This is a genomic window from Legionella moravica DSM 19234 (assembly GCF_000423305.1).
Lineage (GTDB): Bacteria > Pseudomonadota > Gammaproteobacteria > Legionellales > Legionellaceae > Legionella > Legionella moravica.
The window spans coordinates 1-23,299 of record NZ_KE383999.1; the positions used below are offsets into that span (position 1 = coordinate 1).

Sequence of the window (23,299 nt, forward strand, 5' to 3'; positions counted from 1 at the left end):
TGCGCATTGATGCCAATGGTGCTTTTAGTTTTATCCCGGTAGCGAATTACAATGGCACGGTTCCTGTGGTGACCTACACCATGAGTGATGGCAGCAGCAGCGATACTTCAACCTTGAGTATCGAGGTTACGCCTGTTGATGATGCCTTTAGCGATGCGAATGAAGTACTGAGTACCGCTGAAGACACCACTTTAAATGGCAACGTGCTGACGGGTACCAGCAGTGTGGATGGACCGGTTAGGGTGACCCAGTTTAGCGTGACAGGCGATTTGACGGTTTACAACGCTGGAGATACCGCTACCATCACCGGAATAGGCACTTTGCGTATTGATGCTAATGGCGACTTTAGTTTTATCCCGGCAGCGAATTACAACGGGGCGGTTCCTGTGGTGACCTACACCATGAGTGATGGCAGCAGTACTGATACTTCAACCTTGAGTATCGACGTGACTCCAGTCGATGATGCGTTTAGCGATGCGAATGAAGTAGTGAGTACCGCCGAAGACACGACTTTAAATGGTTCTGTACTTACTGGTACCAGCAGTGTAGACGGTCCAGTGAGTGTCACCCAGTTTAGTGTGGCCGGGGATGTGACGGTTTATAATGCAGGGAACACGGCTACCATAGCCGGAGTAGGTACTTTGCGCATTGATGCCAATGGCGACTTTAGTTTTATCCCTTTAGCAAATTATAACGGTGCAGTTCCAGTTGCTACGTATACTTTGAGCGATGGCAGCAGTAGCGATACCTCGACCTTGAGCATAAGTGTCACCCCAGTCGATGATGCCTTTAGCGATGCGAATGAAGTACTGAGTACGGCCGAAGACACGATTTTAAACGGTTCTGTATTAACGGGTACCAGTAGTGTGGATGGACCAGTAAGTGTCACTCAATTTATCGTGGCAGGCGATCCGGCAACCTATAACGCAGGAGACACGGCTACTATTGTTGGAATTGGTACTCTGCGCATTGATGCTAATGGCGCATTCAGTTTTATTCCTGCAACTAACTATAATGGCGCGGTTCCTCTAACAACTTATACATTAACAGATGGTAGCAGTAGTGACGTATCCACTTTAAGCATCAATGTGACGCCTGTTAATGACTCTCCGGTTAATGGTCTACGTCTCACTCAAACAATGAATGAGGACGGGTCTAGAGCATTTAACGTTACAAACAGTAACGCATTTTCCGTCACTGACGTTGACAGTTCAACTGTGACCACTACTCTTTCTGTACTACACGGTATCTTAACGGCATCAAGTTCTGCTGCGACCGCACAAGGTGTTACTCTTACTAATAATGGAACCAGTAGTATTACTTTAGTAGGTGCTCCTGATAAAATCACTCTTGTCTTAGACGGATTAGTGTATAAGCCAACAGCTGACTATGATGTCTCTGATACGCTCACCATGACTAGTACAGACGGTACATTAACTGATACGGATCTAATGACTATTAATATCACATCAATAGCTGACATCACGGATGACACAGCTTCTACTAACGAAGATACTGCCGTGGTAATTAACGTTCTTGCTAATGACAGTTTTGAAAATCCTGGGCGAACTATTACTGCAATTAACGGTCTAGATATTGTCTCCGGTGGTACTGTTAGCGTATCTAACGGAACTGTACTTTTGAATGCTAATGGTACTCTAACGTTCACGCCAGTAGCAAATTATAACGGCAATACCAGCTTCACTTACACAGTTACATCCGGTGGTGCAACGGAAACGGCGACAGTGAACCTGACAGTTAACTCTGTAAATGATGCCCCTCAGGGTGCGGATTACCTACTTACTATAAATAACACTAATCCTGTCGTATTAACTACTTCCTATTTTAGTATGACCGATGTGAATGATAGCCCTGCCAATGCTCTGTTAAACGTAAGAATATCTACTTTGCCGGCTAGTGGAACGCTTGCTTTAAATGGTGTTGCTGTAACTGCTGGGCAAAACATTAGTGCTGTTGATATTGCCGCAGGTCTATTGGTGTATACACCTGTATCTAATTTTAGTGGTTCAACCAGTTTTACTTTTCAGGTTCGAGATGATGGTGGTACTGCTAATGGTGGTGTAAATCTGGATCAATCGCCAAATTCTTTTACATTTAATCTACCCGTAGTTGCCGATACGCCTGTTATTTATGCTCATATAGGTCTGCCAACAATAACGGGTGGTACATCATTTATTGCTGCAAATTTCAGCAACGATCTTGATGAGAATAGCTTAAGTAATTGGAGCAGCGTTGCATTATTCAGCAATACCTTTGCTGAGGTACAGGGTGGTAACGGTAAATTACAGACTGAAGCCAGTTTATTCAATAGTACTGCCTGGGCAGGCCAGACGGGAACCGATGCAACGGAAGTAAGCAATTTTAATAGCAGATGGGTTAAATCTGGCGGTCTTATGACCTACAACAATGGAAATGTTAATGATGATGCCCAGGGTATTCTTTTATTAAACAGTAATCAGATGACCGTTGAGGAGCGCGCGCTGACAAGTTATCTCATTACTGTGGGTATGTACGCCGATGCCAGTGCATCACAAGCTAATGGTGTTGGTTTTGTATTTGGTTATCAAGATTCGTCTAACTATTTTTTATTAAGATGGGAAAATCCAAATACAGTTTATGCCCCTGGAGGCGCAGCATTCGAATCTGCTCCTGGCCAGTACCTTGAATTAAGTTTGGTTCAGGTTGTTGCTGGAACTGCTATAGATTTAGCTCGGACTACTTTTAACGGTGATGATTTCTTTAACGTCTCAATTAATGTCAGTCCAAATGGGATATCTGTTTCAGCAGCGGATGTTAATAATTCGAGCGCTACGGCAAATCTTGAGTATGTTTATGGCAGCATCAGCGGCGGCACATCAACTGCACCTGCATTAAATTCAATAGGCCTATATACTTTCGATAACGATAGTTTGGTGCAATGGGATAACATTGTTATAAAACAGCCTGTCAGTTTTCAATACATTTTGCAAACAGAAGCTTACCTTACTGACACAGACGGTAGTGAAACGCTGAGTAATATTACTTTATCCTCTATTCCAGCCGGAGCAACACTATTTGATACAGTGACAAATACAGCAGTTACGGTTACCGGTGGCAGCGCCACTGTTGTCGCAGGTAATGACATTCGATTAACGACAACAACAGCTTTGACTACTGCTCAAATTAACGCTATTACTGCTGCTGTAACGGCTACAGAAACATCAAATGGCAGTACAAGTACTCAAACTACGCCAGTTCTTTTTGAGGTTCTCGGAAATTCTCCAGCAGAAACGATTTCTGGAAGTGCCTCTGGTGAATGGATAACCGGTGAAGCTGGTAACGATGTTCTTAATGCACGTGGTGGAGCCGATGTTATTATTGGCGGTTTGGGAAATGATACCATTACCACCGGAGGCGGTAGTGATCAGATTGTTCTTTTGAAAGGCCAAGGCGGTGCCACGGCAGGTGCTGCTCCAATTGATACGATTACTGATTTTACAGTCAACACCGATACAATAGTGATAAAAGGTTCGAATATCATTGGAGTATCGGTTTCTATTCCAACATCTTACACATACACAATTACCGTAAACTATTCAGGCGGAGCGGCTACTGAATACTTCAAAGTGACCTTGTCGAATGGTGCTATGTTGAATGATTCAGGAGATAATCAATTAACTGGAGTAGTGATTAGTGGTGGAACGGCAACAATTGATGGAACGATAGTCGGGGCTATTCTCTATCTGGATATCAATGGAAATAATCAGGAAGATGAGGGTGAGCGTCTGGGTATAACGGATCAATACGGTCATGTTGAGTGGGTGTTGGATCTTGCCAAATTGGACGTAAATGGTGATGGTCAATACGTTTTGGGTGAAGCTAGAGCCGTGCAAACTGGAGGCTTTGACGTAGATACAGGGTTGAGTTATGACATTAATCTGTTTGGTCCTGTTGGCTCAGCGATTATTTCACCCTTAACCAGTTTGCTGCAGGCTCAGTTGGAATCAGGTTTTGATTATCAAACCGCGAATGCCAATATTGTAGCTCGTTTGGGTTTACCTGAAGGTACGGAGTTGATCAATCTTAACCCGATTCTAGGCGCAAATGAAATTTTAGCTCAAAATGCTTCAGTGATGACTGCTGCTGTACAATTTGCGGAACTTGCTGCTATTCGTTATTCAACTGATGAAGGCCGTGTTTCCTTTTCTGTTTTTGACGCAATCAGTAAGGCATTGTTGGAGCTGCCTGAGAGGACTATTGCTGATTTTAGTGATAAAGCCTTTTTGCAGGATATTGCCTTGCACCTTGATTTGGGTGATTTAGCCAGCCCTGAGGTTATTGAGTTTATGGCTGCGAGTCAACAGGCATTACAGGTCAGTATGGGTGCATTAGCTCCAGGAGAGAGTGCACTTGCTGCAATTAGTGAAGTTCAATATTTGACTCAAGGGAGTTACGCTCAGATTCTTGAACACTATATGAACGGCTATCTGCCTGCTTATCTGTTAAGTGACATCAGCGTTATTATAAATGCATTTAGCAGTTCAAGCATTACTTATGAGGAGTTGAAGGACTTTAATAACCAGTTTAATACTGTGGTTAATCAAGAGATAAATTCCTCTTCAGGAATTTCCACAGATGGTTCAGCGGACTATTACAGCTATGATTTTATCCATAACGCTGAGTCTCTAATCAATACGTTCATGACTACCCATGATCTTCCTGTGTCTTCTTCGCAAGAGTATCAAATCTATACTTTATCGGATTTAGGTTTGGTGGATGATTACGTACTTTTTTATGATGCGAATACTCAAGAAAACACGTCTACGCCCTCCCCATCAATGGGAGGCGTTGAACTGCACGGCAGCTCTGGAAGTGAGTCAATTTATGGTACAGAAGGCAATGATTTGATTTTTGGTGGTGAAGGGGATGACCATCTTTATGGTGGACAAGGTGACGATACGATATTGGGTGGTTTAGGAAATGATGTGATTTATGGAGGTATGGGGAATGATCACATGACTGGAGGTGGTGGAAACGATATTTTTGTTTTTGAAAAAGCAGATATTGGTGATAAACCTGTAATTGATACTATAACGGATTTTAAATTGGGTACAGACGGGGATGCTGGCGGAGATAAAAGTACGTTGGACTTAAGCGATCTGTTCAAGGATAGCACTCTGAGTTCCGAATCTTTGGATACTTTGTTGCAAATTAGCACCGTACATAATGAGTCAACGAATCAAACCGATACTGTAATTAAAACCGATCTCACTGGCAATGCACAGTTTAATGCTTCCCCAGAAACAATAGTGTTAAGTGGTGTTGATGTTGTCTCTGCTTATGGAACTTCTGATTCTGCTGAGCTTATTAATCATCTGCTCGCCGCTAACATACTGGTAATGGGACATTAGCCAATCCTGTCCAGGTTGACCAATTTGCTGCGTTTTATTCATTTCGGTTCAACGCACATGTTCTCGCCCGAGGAAGCTCCAAATATTCAGTACTGGAGAAGACCATAATAACTTATGGTATATGAGTTAGTTTTACTCATAATATAAAAAATATTGAAGTGTTTAATCTAAAATAATTGGTTCAATATTTAGTTGTATATCATAATGTTCTTTAATTTGTGTTTGAATCCAATCAGCAAATTCCAATAACTCAGCTTGATGAGCACCACCATAATTTACCATAATCAACGCATGTTGCTTGTAAATGCCAACATTGCCTCTTTGGGATCCTTTCAGGCCCAAATTATCAATTAGCCATCCAGCTGATACTTTAAGTTTTTCGGGATCGGGTGTAGGGTATATCGGTAAAGTTGGGTGTTGATTCGATAAATTTTGCGCCATTTTCTTTGATATAATGGGATTATGAAAAAAGCTACCTGCATTACCTAGCTCGTTGGGGTCCGGTAATTTACTTTGACGAATGTTTATAATGATATGACGCAAATCATGGGGTGTTGGATGAGTTAAAGATGAAATTTTTTGCGCAACATCACCGTAATTCACATTAATATGAGCTTCCGCTGATAAAGTAAACGTGACACTAATAACGATAAAGCGTGAATTATTTTTTAAAATACTGTTCCGATAACTAAATTGACATTCACTGTTGCTAAGGTAAACCAATTGAGCGGTGTGAAGATCATATACCAATACATTTTTGATAAAATCTTTAACTTCGGCTCCATAGGCGCCAATATTTTGAATCGGCGATGCGCCCACTGTGCCTGGGATTAAGCTTAAATTTTCTAATCCAAACGCACCATGATTGGTACAATAAGCTACAAATTCATCCCAGTTCTCACCAGCCATAGCTGTAACAATTCGCTCTTGGCCATCCTCTGCAATAGTAATCCCACGCAACTCATTATGAATAACTAAACCTTGATATCGAGCCGGTACAATTAAATTACTCCCACCTCCCAAGACAAAGAACTTTGGAACTTTAGAAATAAGTTCTCTAATTTCAGACAGTTGTTCAATATTATTTAAGACAACATAGTGAGATGCTGTTGAACTTAAGTGCAATGTATTTAAAGGAGTTAAATCTATATTTTCCTGGATATTTAGCATCGGTTGCCAATCAGTGAGTATTAATGATCTATTATCGCGAGTTTAGTTTTGAGGTGCAATTGGTTTCTGATCTGCATTCAACGAAAATGTGACTATTTTAAATAGAGTTTATCTCGAGGAATAAATGAACATAATTCCAGATTGAGAATGATTAGATTAAGCACCGCTTTAATAGGTCAATCCGATTTTATCATATTAGATGAGCTACTAAACGGACTCGATAAACAGTCACCGCAAAGATTATTAATGCTCTTACAAGAAAACGTGATTCATTTTTTCATAAAATACTTGCTGCTACATCAATCATTTGGCATCGCTTGAAATTTGACAAACCAAAGTAGTCTATAATTAATATTTCATTAAATTTAGGATAATAATATGAAAACAGCGCTGATTACTGGTGCAAATAGAGGGATTGGCCTGGAATTTAGCCGTCAACTTAAAGCCAAAGGTTATTATGTTATTGGATGCTGTCGTCATCCCGAACAGGCTGATACTCTTAAGCAGATAGCCGATGAGGTGATTAAGTTAGATGTAACTAATGATAATGATATTACTTCGATGGTAAAGACACTTAATAATCGCCCAATTGATTTACTTGTCAATAATGCGGGTACTAGCGGTGAACAAGGAGTAACTGTTGGAAACGTTAAACGTGAAAATTTCATTAATGTAGTTAATGTCAATTGCATTAGTGTTGTGACAATTTGTGATGCCTTGTTACCTAATATTCAGAGCAGTGAACAAAAAAATATATTAGTCCTTAGTTCAAGAATGGGTAGTATCTCTGATAATGAACAAGGTCGTTCTTATGCTTATCGCTCGAGTAAGGCGGCCTTAAATTGTGCAATGCGTAGCTTTGCTATTGATGTTGAATCTACAGGGGTTCATGTGATGTTGATTCACCCGGGGTGGGTTAAAACTGATATGGGTGGGCCTAATGGCTTGGTTGAAGTGCAAGCAAGTGTTTCAGGTATGTTGGAGCAAGTTGACAAAAATATATCTAAAAGTTATGCGGATGTTTTACACAGTTTTAATGGCGATATAATAGCTTGGTAGGAATAAAATCCCGGGATAGCGAGTTTTCATGAAAGCATCATGATGCAGGGTATGGCATCAACGCTTGCCATACGCCTCACGGGTAATTGATTCCTTTGAGCTGGATGCCAACGACGAACCCGCAAAAAAAAGACTGGATGAGGTACTGTAAATTCTTGTATTTCGGGATCGGGCTTGTGCGCTCTCCAATAACGCTATTATTTCGGGATTGCCTAATCTTTGTGCTAATTCCAGTGGTGAACATTTATTAAATGGTGTTTCGGGGATATATTCATCATCAGAAATATCAAGGCAAATATCCATTTGGGCTCCGCTTTCTATCAAAAATTGAACAACATCAATATGTCCATTAACAATTGCAAAGGACAGCGGCGTGCGGTTATGCTGATCAGTACAGTTAATCAGCCTGGGTTCAAAGGCAACAAGACTTTTAACGGAATCCAGCAAACCAAGCCTTGCTGCTTGCCAAATTGCTTCAGTAGGGTCAAGTCTTATCAACTGATCAATAGCGTGCTCCAGACAAGAGCGTATGACCTTTGTGGCGTTATGGTACAAAGCAGTCAACCAGGCATTCTTACGTGGTGGGGTTGTGTCCTTGGTCGATTTGATTGCAAGATCTGAACCGGCTTGGACCAGATAACAAGCGATGACATCCTGTTTGTGCATTATAGCCAAATGCAAGGCGGTGCCCCCCGCATAAATTATTTGCTTCAAAAGTGGAGAGCCTTGAGGTATTAACCACTGGATTTTTGCCAGGTCGCTTCTTAAAAACGCATCATCCAAATTCTCTGGTTTAATATAATCATTTTCGATGATGATCGAACGCATGGAAGAGAAAAACTCAAAGACATGTTGATGGCTATAATAAAGCGCCCAGTCAGCTAAAGTAAATTCGTTCGGAAAGGGACTCCCTTTTTCAAATGGCAAAAACATGGTCTTTGTGTTGGTGCAAGCGCCTTGTCCAACCAAATATTGTACAACACTCAAATGTCCTCTCATTGAGGCATGGATTAAAGCTGTACAGCCAGCCGCATCAGTTTTATTAATGAAATCAGGGTTTACTTGAAGCAAGCGTTCCAACAACTCAAGTATATTTTCCTGTGCCGTCATGATAAAAAGTTTGAATCCGTTTAGTGGATTTCTTTTACTCATGTCCAGCAGCTCGTTTGTACGTTCTTCAGATTGATATCCTGCCTCAATCAGCATTTTTACAGCCTGTCCGTGCTCTGACTTGATTGCAAATTCAAGGGCAGACTCTTGCTCATCTTCTGGCAGATGAAGAAACTCTGTTCTGGCATAGAGATCAGCGTCTGAATTAATTAATTCACGTAAACTGGCGCATTTTCCCAATGATGCCGCGTGGTGTAACAAAGTTAAGCCACAGAAGCGTTGATGAATGCCGTTTCGTTCATATTTGAACAGAAGCCTGATGGCATACACATCCTCGTTATTTACAAGACACAAGGGGCGATCTTCGTTGGGACACCCATACAAATCAAGTACGGGAGGTAATTTCGCCCGGTTCTTTAATTGGGGAGCAAGAATCATGTGTGTGATGAGCCACTCTTCTAATAACTCGAGTGTAGTATCATCTGTTATACCGTCAGCTATGTTCGTAATAAAAGAAGGAACAATCAATCGGTTTGGAATTCGATTTCCCGGATCAATCTGTTCAATACGAGCCAAAACAGGGAGGTGCTGGATTAGCTCCGTCAACGTTGATTCACACAGGTGATAGTTGGCAATTATTTGGAGAATTCGTACGGTTAAAAAACCCTTTGCAATCATTTCTGCTATGATGTTTTCCGATGAATCCAGCGTTTCCAGGTAGCCCAAACCCTTAATAACCGCGATGGATACAGGATATCCCTGACTCTCCAGGTTTTGGAAATAGTCCCTAAAATCATTATTTGTAAAAAATGAAATTTTCCTGGACTCTATTGAATGCCTATTGAATGCGTTGTCAAAATCAACACAATAAACAGTACTGTTATGATATAGAAAATTTTTATGAGAACAGGCATCGGCGATAATATGGCCTGTTCGCTTATAGATATCAATTAATTTAACGGCTATTTGCTCATCTGTAGCCTCGACATTGCCCATATAAGGCGCAATCAAACCATGTTTTGATACAAAGGCGGGGTGCTCTGGATTGGTATCGTTCCATTTTTTTACTATTCGTTGAGGTGCAGAAAGAGGGGAGTATCCCCTGGCTTTTTTTATTACCCAGTGACAAGTTTGTCCATTAATGGTCAATTCTTTTTGAGAGCAAAAGACCTGACTGAAGCTTCCCTGACCAATAAAAGTCCAACCGGTACGTTTAAGTTCGACTTGGATTTCAGCTTTGGTCATCATGGGCTTTTTCACCTTAAGGTGTTTAAATGATTCGGATTATACAATTCGATATGATTTGTATCCATACCACTGAAATTTGTAGTTAAGCTTCTGTCATCAATACCAAGGCTCTTCGCTTCTTGTATGTTGTTTTTATCTCTGTACATGACAAAAAAACCGGTCATGCCCGCGCAGGCGGGCAACCATCCATCAAAATAAACCGATGCTATGGTCAAGCCAGTGAGGATTGTTTTGCTTAGTGAGATTAATTTTCCATTGACGGTTCCACTTCTTGATACGTTTTCTCTGGTTATAGCTTCATAAACATCAACGTGAATTTCATAATAATCCAAATGATGAACATAATACCTTTGGGTGAATCTTTCAGCCGAGTCTTCCTTGTGTAACCAAAATTGCAGGTCAGCGAGCTATTTCAACTTACTTCAGTGTCGAATGCGAAATGGTTGCCCGCCTGCGCGGGCATGACAGGCTTTTTTTAGGAAGTCTTATGGGATTACAGCAGGGTTTCATAGAAAGATGGAGTTAATACAAAGAAGGGCTTATGGGTTTCGTAACTTTGAAAATTACAGAACTCGTGTTAGGGTGCAGTGCTGTTAAATCTGAGTGCTCCGTAATTGGCAAAGGCCCAAAAATTATAGGTTAAGGGTTAAAGTTTTGTGTTCTTGATTAGTGCCCCTGGATTTTGGGAAGAGCCGAAGCCTATGTTTATATGGCGTCCCGAACAGGATTCGAACCTGTGACCTGCCCCTTAGGAGGGGGCCGCGCTATCCAGCTGCGCCACCGGGACTAACACTCGCAAGTCTACCTTTATCATTAATAAATGACAACGGGATTCATGTGGTTCTTTATTAAAATTATAGTTTTTAACCGGTTCAGGAGTCTTATGGAAAGACCTTCCTCAGATTAAGTGGGGTGATGTAAACCGTTTTGAGAGTGTCTATTTGCCGTGAATTCTGGCACTTGACTTGATCTTTTAAACTACGGTACCTTCGATTGCTTCTCCACAGAAGAGCTGGTTGGGGGGGTATGGGATTGTTCAATATGAAAAGGATGTTTCTATGAGGGTTATCAATAAAATTTATGGTGAAAAGAGCATTCGAGGTACAGATAAAAGGAGCCTTGTCTCGGAGGATAATCACCGCTTAATGGGTTCTTTGACCCATTCTTTAACTTGTCTGGACGAGGTCGCTCCCGCATCGGTCTCTTTGTCAAAAGATTCTATATCGCTTAAAAATGCCTATGGTTTTTGTTTTAATAATTTTTTTCAATCAAACTTAATTCAAACCGCTGCTGGTTCGTTAACCGCTTTTTTTGCTGTACGTCATGACATTCATCATCAATCTCTCTCAAATCAGCTGAAGAGTTACATACCCGGTATTTATTCTTTGATAGATCCCGCTGAGTTTCCTGTTTCTTCTTATTTTAAGATTAAGTTAACTGCCTATGATTCACGAATATTTTTGCACATGGAGTGTTGCGCGTTTGTTAATTTATATCATTACGATTTAAATAATCTCTTGGATTTATTGAATGATCACAAAAATGGTGAAGGAGCCTCTGATGCTCAAGATAAAACACCTATTGAGATAGTGGAGAAGATTGTTGTGCCAAATACGATGCATTCTGCAGTGAAAGTCAGGCACATTAAAACAGATAAGAGTATTTTTATTACCCCCTTGCTCAATATAATTCAGTCTTATGCTATGAATTGTTTAAATCGATTTGAAGAGTTGAGTATAAACAGAGAGGCAGAGGCTTTTCAAACTGCCCGTGCTTTGGGTGTGATTCTGAAACGAATAGAAAAAAATTATTTATCTGTCACGTTTGATGAGTATGAGATGGCATTAACGTTGCTCAAAACTTTGGAAGGTAATGAAACCTATCAAATGGATCCTCAGATTTGGCTTTCTATGACTAAAATTAGAGATGCATTGGAACGTTTAAAGAACAAAGCTGTATTTGTAGATAAAGGCATGGAAGTAAGTCAACATCAATTGGATATTTTGATGCAGGAACTTAAACTTCATGAGGGTGTTAAACCGAAATCCGATATTTGGTTTCCATTGGGTACAGTAGATAATTTAATTCAACAGTTAGAGGTTTTTTATCCAGATTACACGGTAAGTTCAGCTTCTTTGGTTATATAATGTTTTGAAATGACCCTTTTAAATTTTTTTGAATTAAATCAATGAAGGGATTAAGAGTTTAGAAAAAATATAGAATAAAGTGCGACTAGCTTCTATTATAAAATGGATGCTCATGAATACATACTGATACACGATTTAAAAAGACTGATACAGGGTTGCATGTCATTATGAATAAGGACGGATAGGATGAAATACTTTAAATTTGTAGTTACATCTCTCATTGTCTGGTTTCATCTAACCAGTACAACATTTGCATCGGATTATGCTAACAGCCTGGTAGGTGCTCAGGGTTATGATTTGGTTTCATACCATCAAATAAGTGGCCCTGTTCGAGGAAATGGTAATCATACCGTTTTTTTTGATGGGATCAGCTATATTTTTGCAACTGATGCCAATAAAAAAGCATTTCAGGCCGATCCTAAAAAATATTTGCCAGCATACGGCGGTTATTGTGCTTATGGGGTTTCCGTTGGGAAAAAGATAATTAGCGATCCGATGGCATGGAAAATCGTGAATGGAACTCTCTATCTAAACCTTAATAATCAGATTCAGGAGATTTGGTCTAAAGACATTAATGGGTATATTAAAAAGGCAGATGATGAATGGCCCAAAATAATGAATAAAGACCCTGAAGACCTTTAAAACTTCGGATTCAATCCCGCCATGAAGTAATTTATGGCGGGATTGATAAATATTACATTCCTGTATAGTTAGGTCCGCCTCCACCCTCAGGCGCATGCCAGATAATGTTTTGACGAGGATCTTTTATATCACAGGTCTTACAGTGAATGCAGTTTTGAGCATTAATTTGTAATCTTGGCCCTTGATCTTCCTCTACTATTTCGTACACAGCAGCTGGGCAGTAGCGACTTTCCGGAGAGGCATAGGTTTTCAGATTTACATCAATTGCCAGTTTTGGCTGTTTTAATTTGAGATGGCAGGGCTGATTTTCTTCATGATAGGTATTGGATAAAAATACAGAGGAAAGCTTGTCAAAAGTTAGTTTGCCATCAGGCTTAGGGTAATTAATTTTTTTTGCTTTTTCTGCAGAAATCAAGCAGGTATGATCTGCGTGATTGGATAAAGTCCACGGAGAATGGCCTCGGGTAATATAAGTTTCGAAAGCCGCATTAATTAAACCAGGGATAAGGCCAAATTTAAATCCGGGTCTAATGTTACGCACGGAATACAGTTCTTTGGCTAGCCATGATTTTTTTATTTTTTCAGGGTAGGTGCTTAACTCATATTGATTTGATGTGTCCTGAATTAACGCGTCAAAACAGGCCTGAGCAGCGAGCATGCCTGATTGCATCGCGGTATGAATTCCTTTGATTTTTGGAACATTGAGAAAACCGGCAGCATCACCAATCAAAGCTCCGCCAGGAAAGACAAGCTTGGGTAGAGATTGCCATCCTCCCTCATTGAGGGCACGTGCCCCATAGCCAATTCGTTCTCCTCCTTCTAATACAGAGCGGATTATTGGATGTGTCTTAAATCGCTGTAATTCTGCAAAGGGATTTAACCATGGGTTTTTATAATCCAAACCAACAACAAACCCAATGGCAACACGTTGTTTGGATAGATGATAAATAAAGGACCCTCCATAGGTCGCGTGATCCATGGGCCAGCCTACAGTATGAATTACTTTGCCGGGTTCATGGCGTGAAGCATCGACTTGCCATAACTCTTTTATTCCTATTCCATAGGTTTGTGGCTGCGCATGGTCTCTTAGATGAAACCGACTCATCAAATACTGACTGAGCTGACCACGACATCCTTCAGCAAACAATGTTTGCTTTGCCAATAAGTGCATTCCAGGTTGAAAATTATTGGTTTCTTTACCTTCTTTATCAATACCAACATTCCCTGTTGAAACGCCGATAACCTGGTTTTTATCATTGAATAAGACTTCAGCTGCCGCAAATCCAGGGTATATCTCACAGCCCAGGCTTTCTGCCTGTTCTGCAAGAAATAGACACAGTTCACCGAGGCTGATGATGTAATTTCCCTGATTGTGCATAGGCTTGGGAGTGGGTAATTTATAGGATTTTTTTTCAGTCAGAAAATAGAATTGATCCTGTATTACCTGAGTATCAAGAGGTGCGTTCTGCCATGTATCTGGAAGTAATTCTTTTAAGCTTATTGGCTCTAATACCGCTCCGGAAAGAATATGTGCTCCAATTTGAGAGCCTTTCTCTAAAATACATACGGACAGCTCTTTTTGTGAGGCATGAGCTAATTGTTTTAATTTTATAGCTGCAGACAAACCTGCAGGTCCAGCTCCTACTATAATGACATCAAATTCCATTGTTTCGTGTTCCACACGATCTCCTGCTTCAAAAAGATAAAATCATCGCTTTTATGCGTCATAAGATCAAGATTAAATTAAATAATATAACCATGTCGAATAGGATTAATTGACAGACGAAGCAATTGCATTAGCGTTAATATATTTCAGGAATACACCACTTGAGAGTACCATATATTTTTGGTCGCTATTTTTGTCTATACTTTGAGTAATTTATTTCACTCATATAGCGGCTAATTTGGTCTGATTGTTAAATAAATAGGTTAACCTTGTTATGGTGAGTTGATGTGGTTAGCGGGTGTACTTAATGAAGAATGATAATAAAAATACAGAAGAGTTACCAAAAAAACTTGGCCAGTTTTTTTTATATTTTATTAAAAAACAACGTTTGGCATTTACTGTTTTTTTTCTGGCTCCCATTACGATGGTTTTGGAAAATAATGCCATTCCTTATTCATTGAAGATGATTGTTGATGCATTAGGATCTCATTCACCTGGTCAGAATATTTTTTTAGCTGTTGCTCCTGCGTTATGGGTAGGAGGAGGAGCCTGGATTACTTTGCTGATTATTTTGCGATTGCAAAACTGGTGGCAAGGCTATGTAATTCCGAGATTTCAGGCTGATGTGCGAATGTCAGTATTCGGTTATTTAAGCAAGCAATCGTATCATTATTTTTCCAATCAAATGGCCGGAAGTCTGGCGAATAAAATTAATGACTTGCCGCGTGCTTTAGATTCGATTTTTATGATCATTACCTGGTATGGAATCGCTGCCTTTTCATCAATTATCGTTGCTTTGATTCTTATGTGCACCATTAATTATTGGTTCGCCATAGTATTGCTTACATGGATAGTTCTCCAGTTATTAATCAGCTTTAAATTATCAAAAAAAGTTGATCGATATTCTATTGAGAATGCTGAAGATAAAAGTGAATTAAGTGGGAAAATTGTTGACAGCCTCAGCAATGCTAATGCCGTTAAGTTGTTTGCCCGCTCCAGGGATGAAATGGCCTATGTTAAGTTAAGCCAGGATAAGGAAGAACAAAGCAACAAGAAACTGACGATTTATATGAATATATTTCGTTTGTATTTGGACATCCCGGTTACTATCATGTTGGTCACCATGGTTACTCTGCTCTTGGTTTTCTGGCAAAGAGGATTAATTACTACAGGTGATCTGGTCTTTATTTTTAATGTCTCTTTTGCCATCATGACTCAAATTTGGTACTTGTGCCATGCAATGGCTGATCTCTACCGGGAAATAGGAATTGCACGTCAAGCCATTGCTCTGCTTAGTGCGCCGATTGATGTTTTGGATGATTCTGGTGCAAAACCTCTGGTTGTTACAGAAGGAAAAATTGAGTTTGACCATGTTACATTTCATTACAACAAGGGAAAGAAAGTATTTGAAAATAAATCGGTCATTATAGAGCCAAATCAGCGCGTAGGGCTGGTTGGTTTTTCCGGTAGTGGTAAAACAACGTTCATCCATTTAATTTTACGTTTTTTTAATGTTGAGTCAGGTCGCATACTTATTGACGGACAGGATATCAGCAAAGTGACTCAAGATTCCCTTCGAACAGCAATCAGCATGATTCCTCAGGATACTACATTATTTCATCGAACCTTAATGGAAAACATTCGCTATGGAAAGCCTGACGCTACTGATGAGGAAGTCATTCTGGCATCGAAGAAAGCCTGCTGTGATGATTTTATTTCGTTATTACCTGAAGGGTACAACACTTTGGTCGGGGAACGAGGTATTAAACTCTCGGGAGGACAACGACAACGCATAGCGATTGCCCGTGCAATTTTAAAAAATGCGAAATTAGTGATACTCGATGAAGCGACTTCTCAACTTGATTCATTAACTGAAGAGGCGATACAAAATTCACTATGGCATTTGATGGAGAATAAAACCACAATTGTGATCGCTCATCGCTTATCGACCTTGTTGCATATGGACAGAATCCTTGTGTTTGAACAAGGGAAAATAGTTGAGGATGGCACGCATGATGAATTAGTTGCTAAAAATGGGCTGTATAAGTCAATGTGGGACGCCCAGGTAGGTGGCTTCCTGCCTGAATCAGATAAAGAGAGAGACAATTGGGATGAGTGAAGCGAATAGGGAGTACATCAATCATTTTAATCAGGGATCCGAGCATTATTTACTTTGCCGCCCGGATTATCCTCCAGTGTTGTTTGACTATTTGACACAGTGGGTTGATCCGAATGTCACTGTTTGGGATTGCGGTACGGGAAATGGTCAGGCGGCTGTTGCTCTGGCAGAACGTTTTTCACACGTTATTGCTACGGATATTAATCAGGCTCAGCTTGATGTCGCGGCACAGCGTGATAACATCAAGTATCTCTGCACCCCAGCTGAAAAAACTCCGATTCAATCCGGCTCTATCAGTTTGATTACCGTTGCGCAGGCTTTGCATTGGTTTAATTTTTCTTTGTTTTACAAAGAAGTAAGGCGAGTCAGCAGCCTCAAGGGTATCATCGCAGCCTGGTGTTATAGTTTAGGCTCCTTGAATGATGATGCGTTAAATAGCCTCATTAAAAAACTCTATTATGATGTTTTGGGTACTGAATATTGGCCTAAAGAACGATTTTATATTGATGAGAAATATCAAACCATTCCTTTTCCGTTTATTAAAATTGAAACACCTGAATTGAGCATGAAAAAGAGAGTTAACTTTAATCAATTGATTGGATATTTATCTACATGGTCTGCAGTAAAGGAATATCAAAAACGGCAAGGTGCTAACCCGCTTGATTTAATCGTTGATGAATTAAAATCCTGCTGGGGAAATGTCGATATGGAGCGAGAAATCATTTGGCCTTTGCACTGTTTGATAGGAAGAGTTCATGGTTAATTTAACATGTGGACTTATGGCAAAGTGCTATGCTTATAACAGGCAATAGTGTTTGAGGTGTGCTTAGGGAGAGCAAAGCAAATCCCCAATGCATTAATAACTCAGAAGCAGGAGCATATGATGTTTGCTCGAATTGGTTTATTGACTATGGTGTTGAATCTTTCTTTAATGACCAGTGCAATGGCAATGCGCTGTGGTGATAAATTAGTGTATGAAGGGGACAGCCAATATAACGTACTGATTAAATGCGGCGAGCCACTGTACAAGCAGATTTATGAACAGTCTGTACCAATCTATAATCAGTACGGATATCAGGTTGGCGTGGGAACAAGTACTATAGAAACCTGGATATATCAAAAATCATCGGCTGAATTTCAATACGAATTAATATTTAATTCTGGTGTATTACAAACTATTAACGCCAATAGAAATCCGTGACAATAACATTAAAAAGCAGGCAGGGAATGATGATGAATATTTTATTGGGTTGTTTATTAATGGGGTTTTCAATTTTAGCAAATGCATCCGAAGATTTGACTATGAATGTGGCGAATAACGAAACCAGCTTTGTAGTGACTTTGGCGGCAAATCCAACAACAGGTTATCAATGGTCTGTGGATCAATATGATAAAGATTTATTGACTCTGACGAGCTCTCAGTATCAGCGGCCTAAAACAAATCTGATTGGAGCTGGAGGGGAAATGAAGTTCACTTTTTCTGTAAATAAAGGTAAAACATACCCTAAATCAACAAAAATGGTGTTCAGTTACGCCCGTTCCTGGGAAAAAGAACCTGTAAAAATACAGACGGTCGTTGTTAATTTTGTGAATCCCTAGCAATCGTTGATAATTGACTTGTTTAATTAATTGCAAGAGTCTTCGTACCGTAGCTTGTCCTTGAATCTTCTTTACATCTTCGAAACCCAGTTCAGCTCTATAGAATGGATTCCGCGGTCGAAGCCGCGGAAATTCGAAGTATAGTCTTTACTCACACCTCAACCGAATTCCCGCGGCATTGACCGCGGGATCCAGGGGGTAGGCAATGATGTGGTCAAGCGACCGTGATTGGCTCAGCCAGGTATGCGCAGAGGTCAATGGTTAGCTCGACCTGGAATTTGCTTTTCTAAACGGTAAATAGCGAGGCTCCCAAAAAATATCATGAATCAATTGCTCCAGATCAGCATCATGATTTTTTTGCGCATATCCTGAGTCAATAGCACAACGAGCCACAGCAACTGCAATGGCCTTGGCTACTGTTTGAGCATTGTCCAAGGATGGCAATAAAGGTAGGAAACTGTCCTTTTTGCTAGGTGCGAAATCACACAGTACTTTTGCTGCAGCCAGAATCATTTCTTTGGTTAATCGAGTAGCATTAACGGCCAGGACTCCCAAACCAATGCCAGGAAATACTAAAGCATTATTGCACTGAGCTACCTGAACCATACGGTTATGAAACTCAATAGGAGGAAATGCTGTTCCTGTAGCTATCAGCGCTCTACCTTGGCTCCAGGCTAAAATATTTGCCGGTTGCGCTTCGCATTTTTCATCGGGGTTCGATAGAGGGAAAATAATCGGGCGTTCACAATGCGCTGACATGCTTTCAATGATATCCTGGGAAAAAGCACCAGTTTGAGCCGAGCAGCCTATCAAGATCGTAGGTTTTACATGACGGACTGTATCGGTGAGCGATGGATGCTGTTTCTCATTAATTGCCCATGATGCGATCTCATCTGCACTTCGTGCATAAGGCTTTTGTGCATCGGTCAAATCCATATCGGTATCAAGTAATAAACCTTGTCTGTCAATTAACCAAAATCGTTGATACGCCTCTTCGATGGTCAGGCCATCACGAACCATCGCATCAATAATCTGGTCACTAATACCCGTACCTGCTGAACCTGCGCCAAATACTACAATTCGTTGATCCTGAAGTTTAGTTCCAGTGACATCGCAAGCAGCCAATAAAGCCGCCAGGGTTACAGCGCCAGTCCCCTGAATGTCGTCATTAAAAGTACATAATTGATCCTGATATTGATCCAGGATACGTCTGGCGTTTCCGCGGCCAAAATCTTCCCAATGAAGGAACGCATTGGGAAATTGTTTATGCACTTCAGTGACGAAGGTCAGGATAAAATTGTCGTATTCAGAACTGTCAATGCGCTGATGCCGGCATCCCAGATACATTGGATCATCTAACAGTTCCTGATTGTTGGTGCCTACATCAAGAAATACGGGCAAAGTTCGTGTCGGATCGATGCCCCCACATAAGCTGTAGACCATGAGTTTGGCAACCGGAATATCCATACCACCTATGCCCTGATCACCAATACCCAGAACGCCTTCTCCGTCGGTTACGACAATAAGATCTATTTCCGGATTGGAACGGTTATTAATAATCTCTTCAATATGATTTTTATCAGAATGAGCAATGTAAAGGCCTCTGGGCTGTCGGTATTCATGACTGAAACGCTTCACTGCAGTGCCCACTATAGGTGTGTAAATAGTTGGCAACATTTCAGCCAAATGACGGCTTAGCAATTTATAAAAAACAATCTGATTTTTATCATGCAGATTATTCAGATAAATATTTTGTTTTAATCGAGAGGTATAGGTTGAATATTGTAAATAAGCTCGCTTTACTTGTTCGTCCAGAGTTTCTACACGATTGGGAAGTTTTCCCAATAATCCAAATTCCTTTCTTTCTTCATTGGTAAAAGCAGTACCTTTATTTAGTTGTGGTGTGGTCAGTAAAGGCTTACCACATAAAGCGGTCTCAATATACAACTCACCGGTTTGTGCGTCACGATTCAGTTTAAAATCTAGCATGTGGTTTTCTCTTTAAGATAGCGTTACTTGCTGACTGGTGATAATATCGGCTTTTTGTAGTCTACATCAAGAGGTTGTGAATGAATAAGTACCTGGTGATGCTTTTCATGATAATGGGATTAACGGCCTGTAGTGAACGTGGCGAAAACTATTACCGCTCCAATCCTAAAGAATTACAAATGGCCATAAAGTCCTGTCCAAACAAACAGCCCGAGGGGTTAACCTGCGAACAGATTGGGCAACTGGGCAGTCGGATGAATAGCCTGGCTTATCAATTGCAATTAAATCCGCAGGCTTTTGGCAATAAAATTTTAGCTCTTCAGCAAACGATTGCAAAGCAAAAGCTGGAGTTGAATGATGCCGGAACGAATTCTGAATTAAAAATTTCTTTAGAACAGAATGAGCACGATTTAGCTGACTATCTGGCTGTTGTGAAATGGTTGGAATCACCTGAGAGTTGATGATGAGAATCTTAGTAAGTAATGATGATGGCGTGTCGGCTACTGGAATCAGAGTTTTGGCTACAGAGCTTGCCAAAATTGCAGAGATCGATGTAGTTGCACCGGACCGAAACAGAAGTGGCGCGAGTAATTCATTAACCTTGAGAGATCCGCTCAGAATAAAAAAACTGGATAATGGCTATCATAGTGTAGAAGGAACACCAACTGATTGCGTCCATCTGGCCCTAACCGGCTTTTTAGATCATCAAGTTGACATTGTTGTTTCCGGAATCAATGAAGGTGCCAATTTAGGTGATGATATTTTGTACTCTGGAACTGTTGCTGCCGCGATGGAAGGGCGCTATCTTGGATTGCCAGCCATAGCCATTTCCATGGTTGGAGATACGAACCTGCATTATCAAACCGCGGCTGTTATAGCCCGGCAGTTGGTTATGAAATTAAGCGTTAACAGTCTTCCTTCTCAAACGATACTCAATGTCAATGTTCCCAATTTACCATTGGATCAAATCAAGGGATTGCAAGTAACACGATTAGGTACTCGCCATGGTGCTGAACCTACCGTTAAAGAATATGATCCAAGGGGCAGGCCTATTTATTGGGTTGGTCCTCCTGGATTAGAGGCAGATGCCGGACCAGGAACGGATTTTCATGCAATTAACTCAGGTTTTGTCTCTATTACTCCACTGCATCTGGACATGACGAATTATAAGTTGTTTGATCAGTTATCCCAAGTGCTGTCCGGGGTGCATTTGCAGGCTTAAATCCAAAGTATAATAAATGAACATTTAATTTGAGATTTTTATAATGCTAAATTTATGCAAAAGACTTTTTTGCCTATTGCTCCTGATAATTCTTGCCGGTTGTGGGGCAAGAAATGACCTGGCTCCGGTAACTGAGCTAAAATGGCAACCTTATTCGAAATATCAAAAAACTCACACCGTAAGGCGTGGCGAAACTCTTTATGCAATAGCATTTCGTTATGATACAGATTACAGACAGCTTGCTCAGTTAAACCATTTGCGCCCACCATTTTCTTTGAGGGTTGGACAAGTTCTTAATGTTCAGGGCGTTACACGAACACGGTATCCGGTAAGAAAAGCTTATACTCCCAGATATACAAAGCCAGTTACCCGAAGTCCGCGAAGGGTTTTTCACTCACCAACTGTGTTCTCTCGTTTGGGTTCACGCTCTGGATGGTTATGGCCTGTAAACGGGCAAGTTGCCACTTCATTTGTTCCTGCTCAAGGTAAAAAAGGCATAAATATTGCATGTACTAAAGGAAGCAAAGTTCGTGCTTCTTCGGGAGGCGTAGTTGCTTATGCTGGAAGTGGATTAGCTGGATATGGTAATTTAATCATTATCAAACACAATAATGAGTTTTTAACAGCATATGGAAATAATTCCAGAAATCTGGTTTCTGAAGGGCAGCGAGTCAATGCGGGCCAAGTGATAGCAGAAGCTGGAATGATTGAACGTAAATATTGGGGCGTTCATTTTGAAATTAGAAAGGCGGGAATACCAGTCAATCCATTGAATTATCTACAAAAAGGTTGACATATAACTTGTAGTTATAGCAACAATAGACTTGTTGAGAAGCAACATACATTTCGAAACGGGGCTAAACATTATAGGTGATACAATGAGCGCGGATGATGAGCCAATAAAAGAGACGGAAATCAAGGATGAAGAGTGGGCTGAGCCTGATGATGATTCTCTTTTAATCGAGGATGATATTGAATCGATTATAGAAAAGTCAGAGGATGAGGAACTTATTGATCTGCCTGATTTCAGTGATGATGCTGCTTTTCCTACTTTCCAACGAGGTAAAAATATCGCGAAGGCGATGGATGCGACCCAACTGTATTTAAGTGAAATTGGGTTTTCACCTTTACTTAGTGCCGAGGAAGAAGTTCATTATGCAACTCTTGCTTTGAAAGGGGATATTGCGGCACGTAAGAAGATGATTGAATCCAACTTACGTCTGGTTGTTAAGATATCTCGCCGTTACCTGAATCGAGGTTTACCACTACTTGATTTGATTGAAGAAGGTAATTTGGGTCTAATGAAATCTGTGGAGAAGTTTGATCCTCATCGAGGCTTCAGATTTTCAACTTATGCCACATGGTGGATAAGACAGACTATTGAGCGCGCTATCATGAATCAAACGAGAACCATTCGTTTACCAATTCACGTAGTTAAAGAGTTAAATGTCTATTTAAGGGCAGCAAGACAGTTAACACAAAAGCTCGATCATGAACCCTCACCTGAAGAAATCGCTGAAATGGTTGATAAACCATTGGAAGATGTCCAAAAACTGTTGGGATTAAATGATAAAGTAACTTCAGTGGATACGCCTATCGGCTTTGATGAAACCAAATCTTTGTTGGATACTATTGCTGATGAAAACAGCGTGAATCCGGCCGAACTGTTAACAAATGAGAATCTTCGATTACATATAGAATCTCTATTGGATAAATTGACTGAAAACCAGCAGCAAGTAATCGCGCGACGATTTGGTCTGAGAGGTTTTGAAAAGGCAACGCTTGAGGATGTCGGTAAAGAAATTGATTTGACTCGCGAGCGAGTTCGCCAAATTCAGGTTGAAGCGTTAAAAACATTACGAACTTTATTGGAGAGAGTCGGTTTGACTCAGGAAGATCTCTTCTAATTGGTTTGAC

Annotated in this window: 17 protein-coding genes, 1 tRNA gene and 1 pseudogene; 13 read left to right on the plus strand and 6 right to left on the minus strand. The window is 40.5% G+C overall.

Features of this window, described 5'->3' with window-relative positions:
• The coding region (locus G543_RS0110140; protein ID WP_028384398.1) for a tandem-95 repeat protein at positions 1–5,411 on the plus strand (5,411 nt) is incomplete at its 5' end.
• Positions 5,412–5,573: 162 nt separating this feature from the next.
• On the opposite strand, the gene murB is transcribed toward G543_RS0110140, so the two are convergent.
• Positions 5,574–6,581, minus strand: a complete 1,008-nt coding sequence (gene murB, locus G543_RS0110145) for a UDP-N-acetylmuramate dehydrogenase (RefSeq protein WP_028384399.1) — start codon at positions 6,579–6,581, stop codon at positions 5,574–5,576.
• Positions 6,582–6,959: 378 nt separating this feature from the next.
• On the opposite strand from murB, the gene G543_RS0110150 reads away from it, so the two are divergent.
• Complete coding sequence (locus G543_RS0110150; protein WP_028384400.1) at positions 6,960–7,640, plus strand: SDR family oxidoreductase; 681 nt, start codon at positions 6,960–6,962, stop codon at positions 7,638–7,640.
• 57 nt (positions 7,641–7,697) lie between these two features.
• On the opposite strand, the gene G543_RS0110155 is transcribed toward G543_RS0110150, so the two are convergent.
• On the minus strand, positions 7,698–9,998 hold the full coding sequence (locus G543_RS0110155; RefSeq protein WP_028384401.1) for an ankyrin repeat domain-containing protein: 2,301 nt from the start codon (positions 9,996–9,998) through the stop codon (positions 7,698–7,700).
• Between the two features lie 8 nt (positions 9,999–10,006).
• Positions 10,007–10,330 carry a hypothetical protein gene (locus tag G543_RS19350; protein WP_028384402.1) on the minus strand — a complete coding sequence of 108 codons (324 nt, stop codon included), beginning with the start codon at positions 10,328–10,330 and terminating at the stop codon, positions 10,007–10,009.
• Between the two features lie 142 nt (positions 10,331–10,472).
• Here G543_RS19350 and G543_RS18750 point away from each other — a divergent pair.
• A pseudogene (locus tag G543_RS18750) lies at positions 10,473–10,595 on the plus strand (transposase); the annotation flags it as partial.
• Between the two features lie 113 nt (positions 10,596–10,708).
• Here the strand turns inward: G543_RS18750 and G543_RS0110165 are convergent.
• Positions 10,709–10,785: transfer RNA gene (locus G543_RS0110165), tRNA-Arg, on the minus strand.
• Positions 10,786–11,056: 271 nt separating this feature from the next.
• On the opposite strand from G543_RS0110165, the gene G543_RS0110170 reads away from it, so the two are divergent.
• The gene (locus G543_RS0110170; protein ID WP_028384403.1) at positions 11,057–12,145 is read left to right on the plus strand and encodes a hypothetical protein; all 1,089 of its coding nucleotides are present in this window, start codon (positions 11,057–11,059) and stop codon (positions 12,143–12,145) included.
• Positions 12,146–12,331: 186 nt separating this feature from the next.
• A complete protein-coding gene (locus tag G543_RS0110175) occupies positions 12,332–12,787 on the plus strand; it encodes a YHS domain-containing (seleno)protein (protein ID WP_028384404.1) in 456 nt (151 codons plus the stop codon).
• Between the two features lie 52 nt (positions 12,788–12,839).
• Here G543_RS0110175 and G543_RS0110180 read toward each other — a convergent pair whose 3' ends face one another.
• Positions 12,840–14,468, minus strand: coding sequence for an electron transfer flavoprotein-ubiquinone oxidoreductase (locus G543_RS0110180; RefSeq protein ID WP_028384405.1), 1,629 nt, complete (start codon positions 14,466–14,468; stop codon positions 12,840–12,842).
• Between the two features lie 292 nt (positions 14,469–14,760).
• Between G543_RS0110180 and G543_RS0110185 the strand changes: the two genes are divergently transcribed.
• From G543_RS0110185 to G543_RS0110200, 4 genes are all read left to right on the plus strand, one after another.
• On the plus strand, positions 14,761–16,572 hold the full coding sequence (locus G543_RS0110185; RefSeq protein WP_028384406.1) for an ABC transporter ATP-binding protein: 1,812 nt from the start codon (positions 14,761–14,763) through the stop codon (positions 16,570–16,572).
• Entirely contained in the window at positions 16,565–17,335 is a 771-nt protein-coding gene (locus tag G543_RS0110190) for a class I SAM-dependent methyltransferase (RefSeq protein WP_035922057.1), read from the plus strand. The genes G543_RS0110185 and G543_RS0110190 overlap by 8 nt, the downstream gene beginning before the upstream one ends.
• A 117-nt stretch (positions 17,336–17,452) precedes the next feature.
• Complete coding sequence (locus tag G543_RS0110195; protein WP_238584732.1) at positions 17,453–17,773, plus strand: DUF2845 domain-containing protein; 321 nt, start codon at positions 17,453–17,455, stop codon at positions 17,771–17,773.
• A 32-nt stretch (positions 17,774–17,805) separates the two neighbouring features.
• Entirely contained in the window at positions 17,806–18,171 is a 366-nt protein-coding gene (locus tag G543_RS0110200) for a protease inhibitor I42 family protein (RefSeq protein ID WP_028384409.1), read from the plus strand.
• Between the two features lie 261 nt (positions 18,172–18,432).
• On the opposite strand, the gene G543_RS0110205 is transcribed toward G543_RS0110200, so the two are convergent.
• Positions 18,433–20,160, minus strand: a complete 1,728-nt coding sequence (locus G543_RS0110205; RefSeq protein ID WP_028384410.1) for an NAD-dependent malic enzyme — start codon at positions 20,158–20,160, stop codon at positions 18,433–18,435.
• Positions 20,161–20,240: 80 nt separating this feature from the next.
• Between G543_RS0110205 and G543_RS0110210 the strand changes: the two genes are divergently transcribed.
• From G543_RS0110210 to rpoS, 4 genes are all read left to right on the plus strand, one after another.
• Positions 20,241–20,621 (plus strand): putative periplasmic lipoprotein, encoded by a 381-nt coding sequence (locus G543_RS0110210; RefSeq protein WP_028384411.1) that lies wholly within the window; start codon positions 20,241–20,243, stop codon positions 20,619–20,621.
• 2 nt (positions 20,622–20,623) lie between these two features.
• Positions 20,624–21,382: a 5'/3'-nucleotidase SurE gene (gene surE, locus G543_RS0110215; RefSeq protein WP_028384412.1), complete on the plus strand. Its 759-nt coding sequence runs from the start codon at positions 20,624–20,626 to the stop codon at positions 21,380–21,382.
• A 43-nt stretch (positions 21,383–21,425) separates the two neighbouring features.
• Entirely contained in the window at positions 21,426–22,175 is a 750-nt protein-coding gene (locus G543_RS0110220) for a peptidoglycan DD-metalloendopeptidase family protein (protein WP_028384413.1), read from the plus strand.
• 85 nt (positions 22,176–22,260) lie between these two features.
• On the plus strand, positions 22,261–23,289 hold the full coding sequence (rpoS, locus tag G543_RS0110225) for an RNA polymerase sigma factor RpoS (protein ID WP_028384414.1): 1,029 nt from the start codon (positions 22,261–22,263) through the stop codon (positions 23,287–23,289).
• The last annotated feature ends 10 nt before the right edge of the window (positions 23,290–23,299 follow it).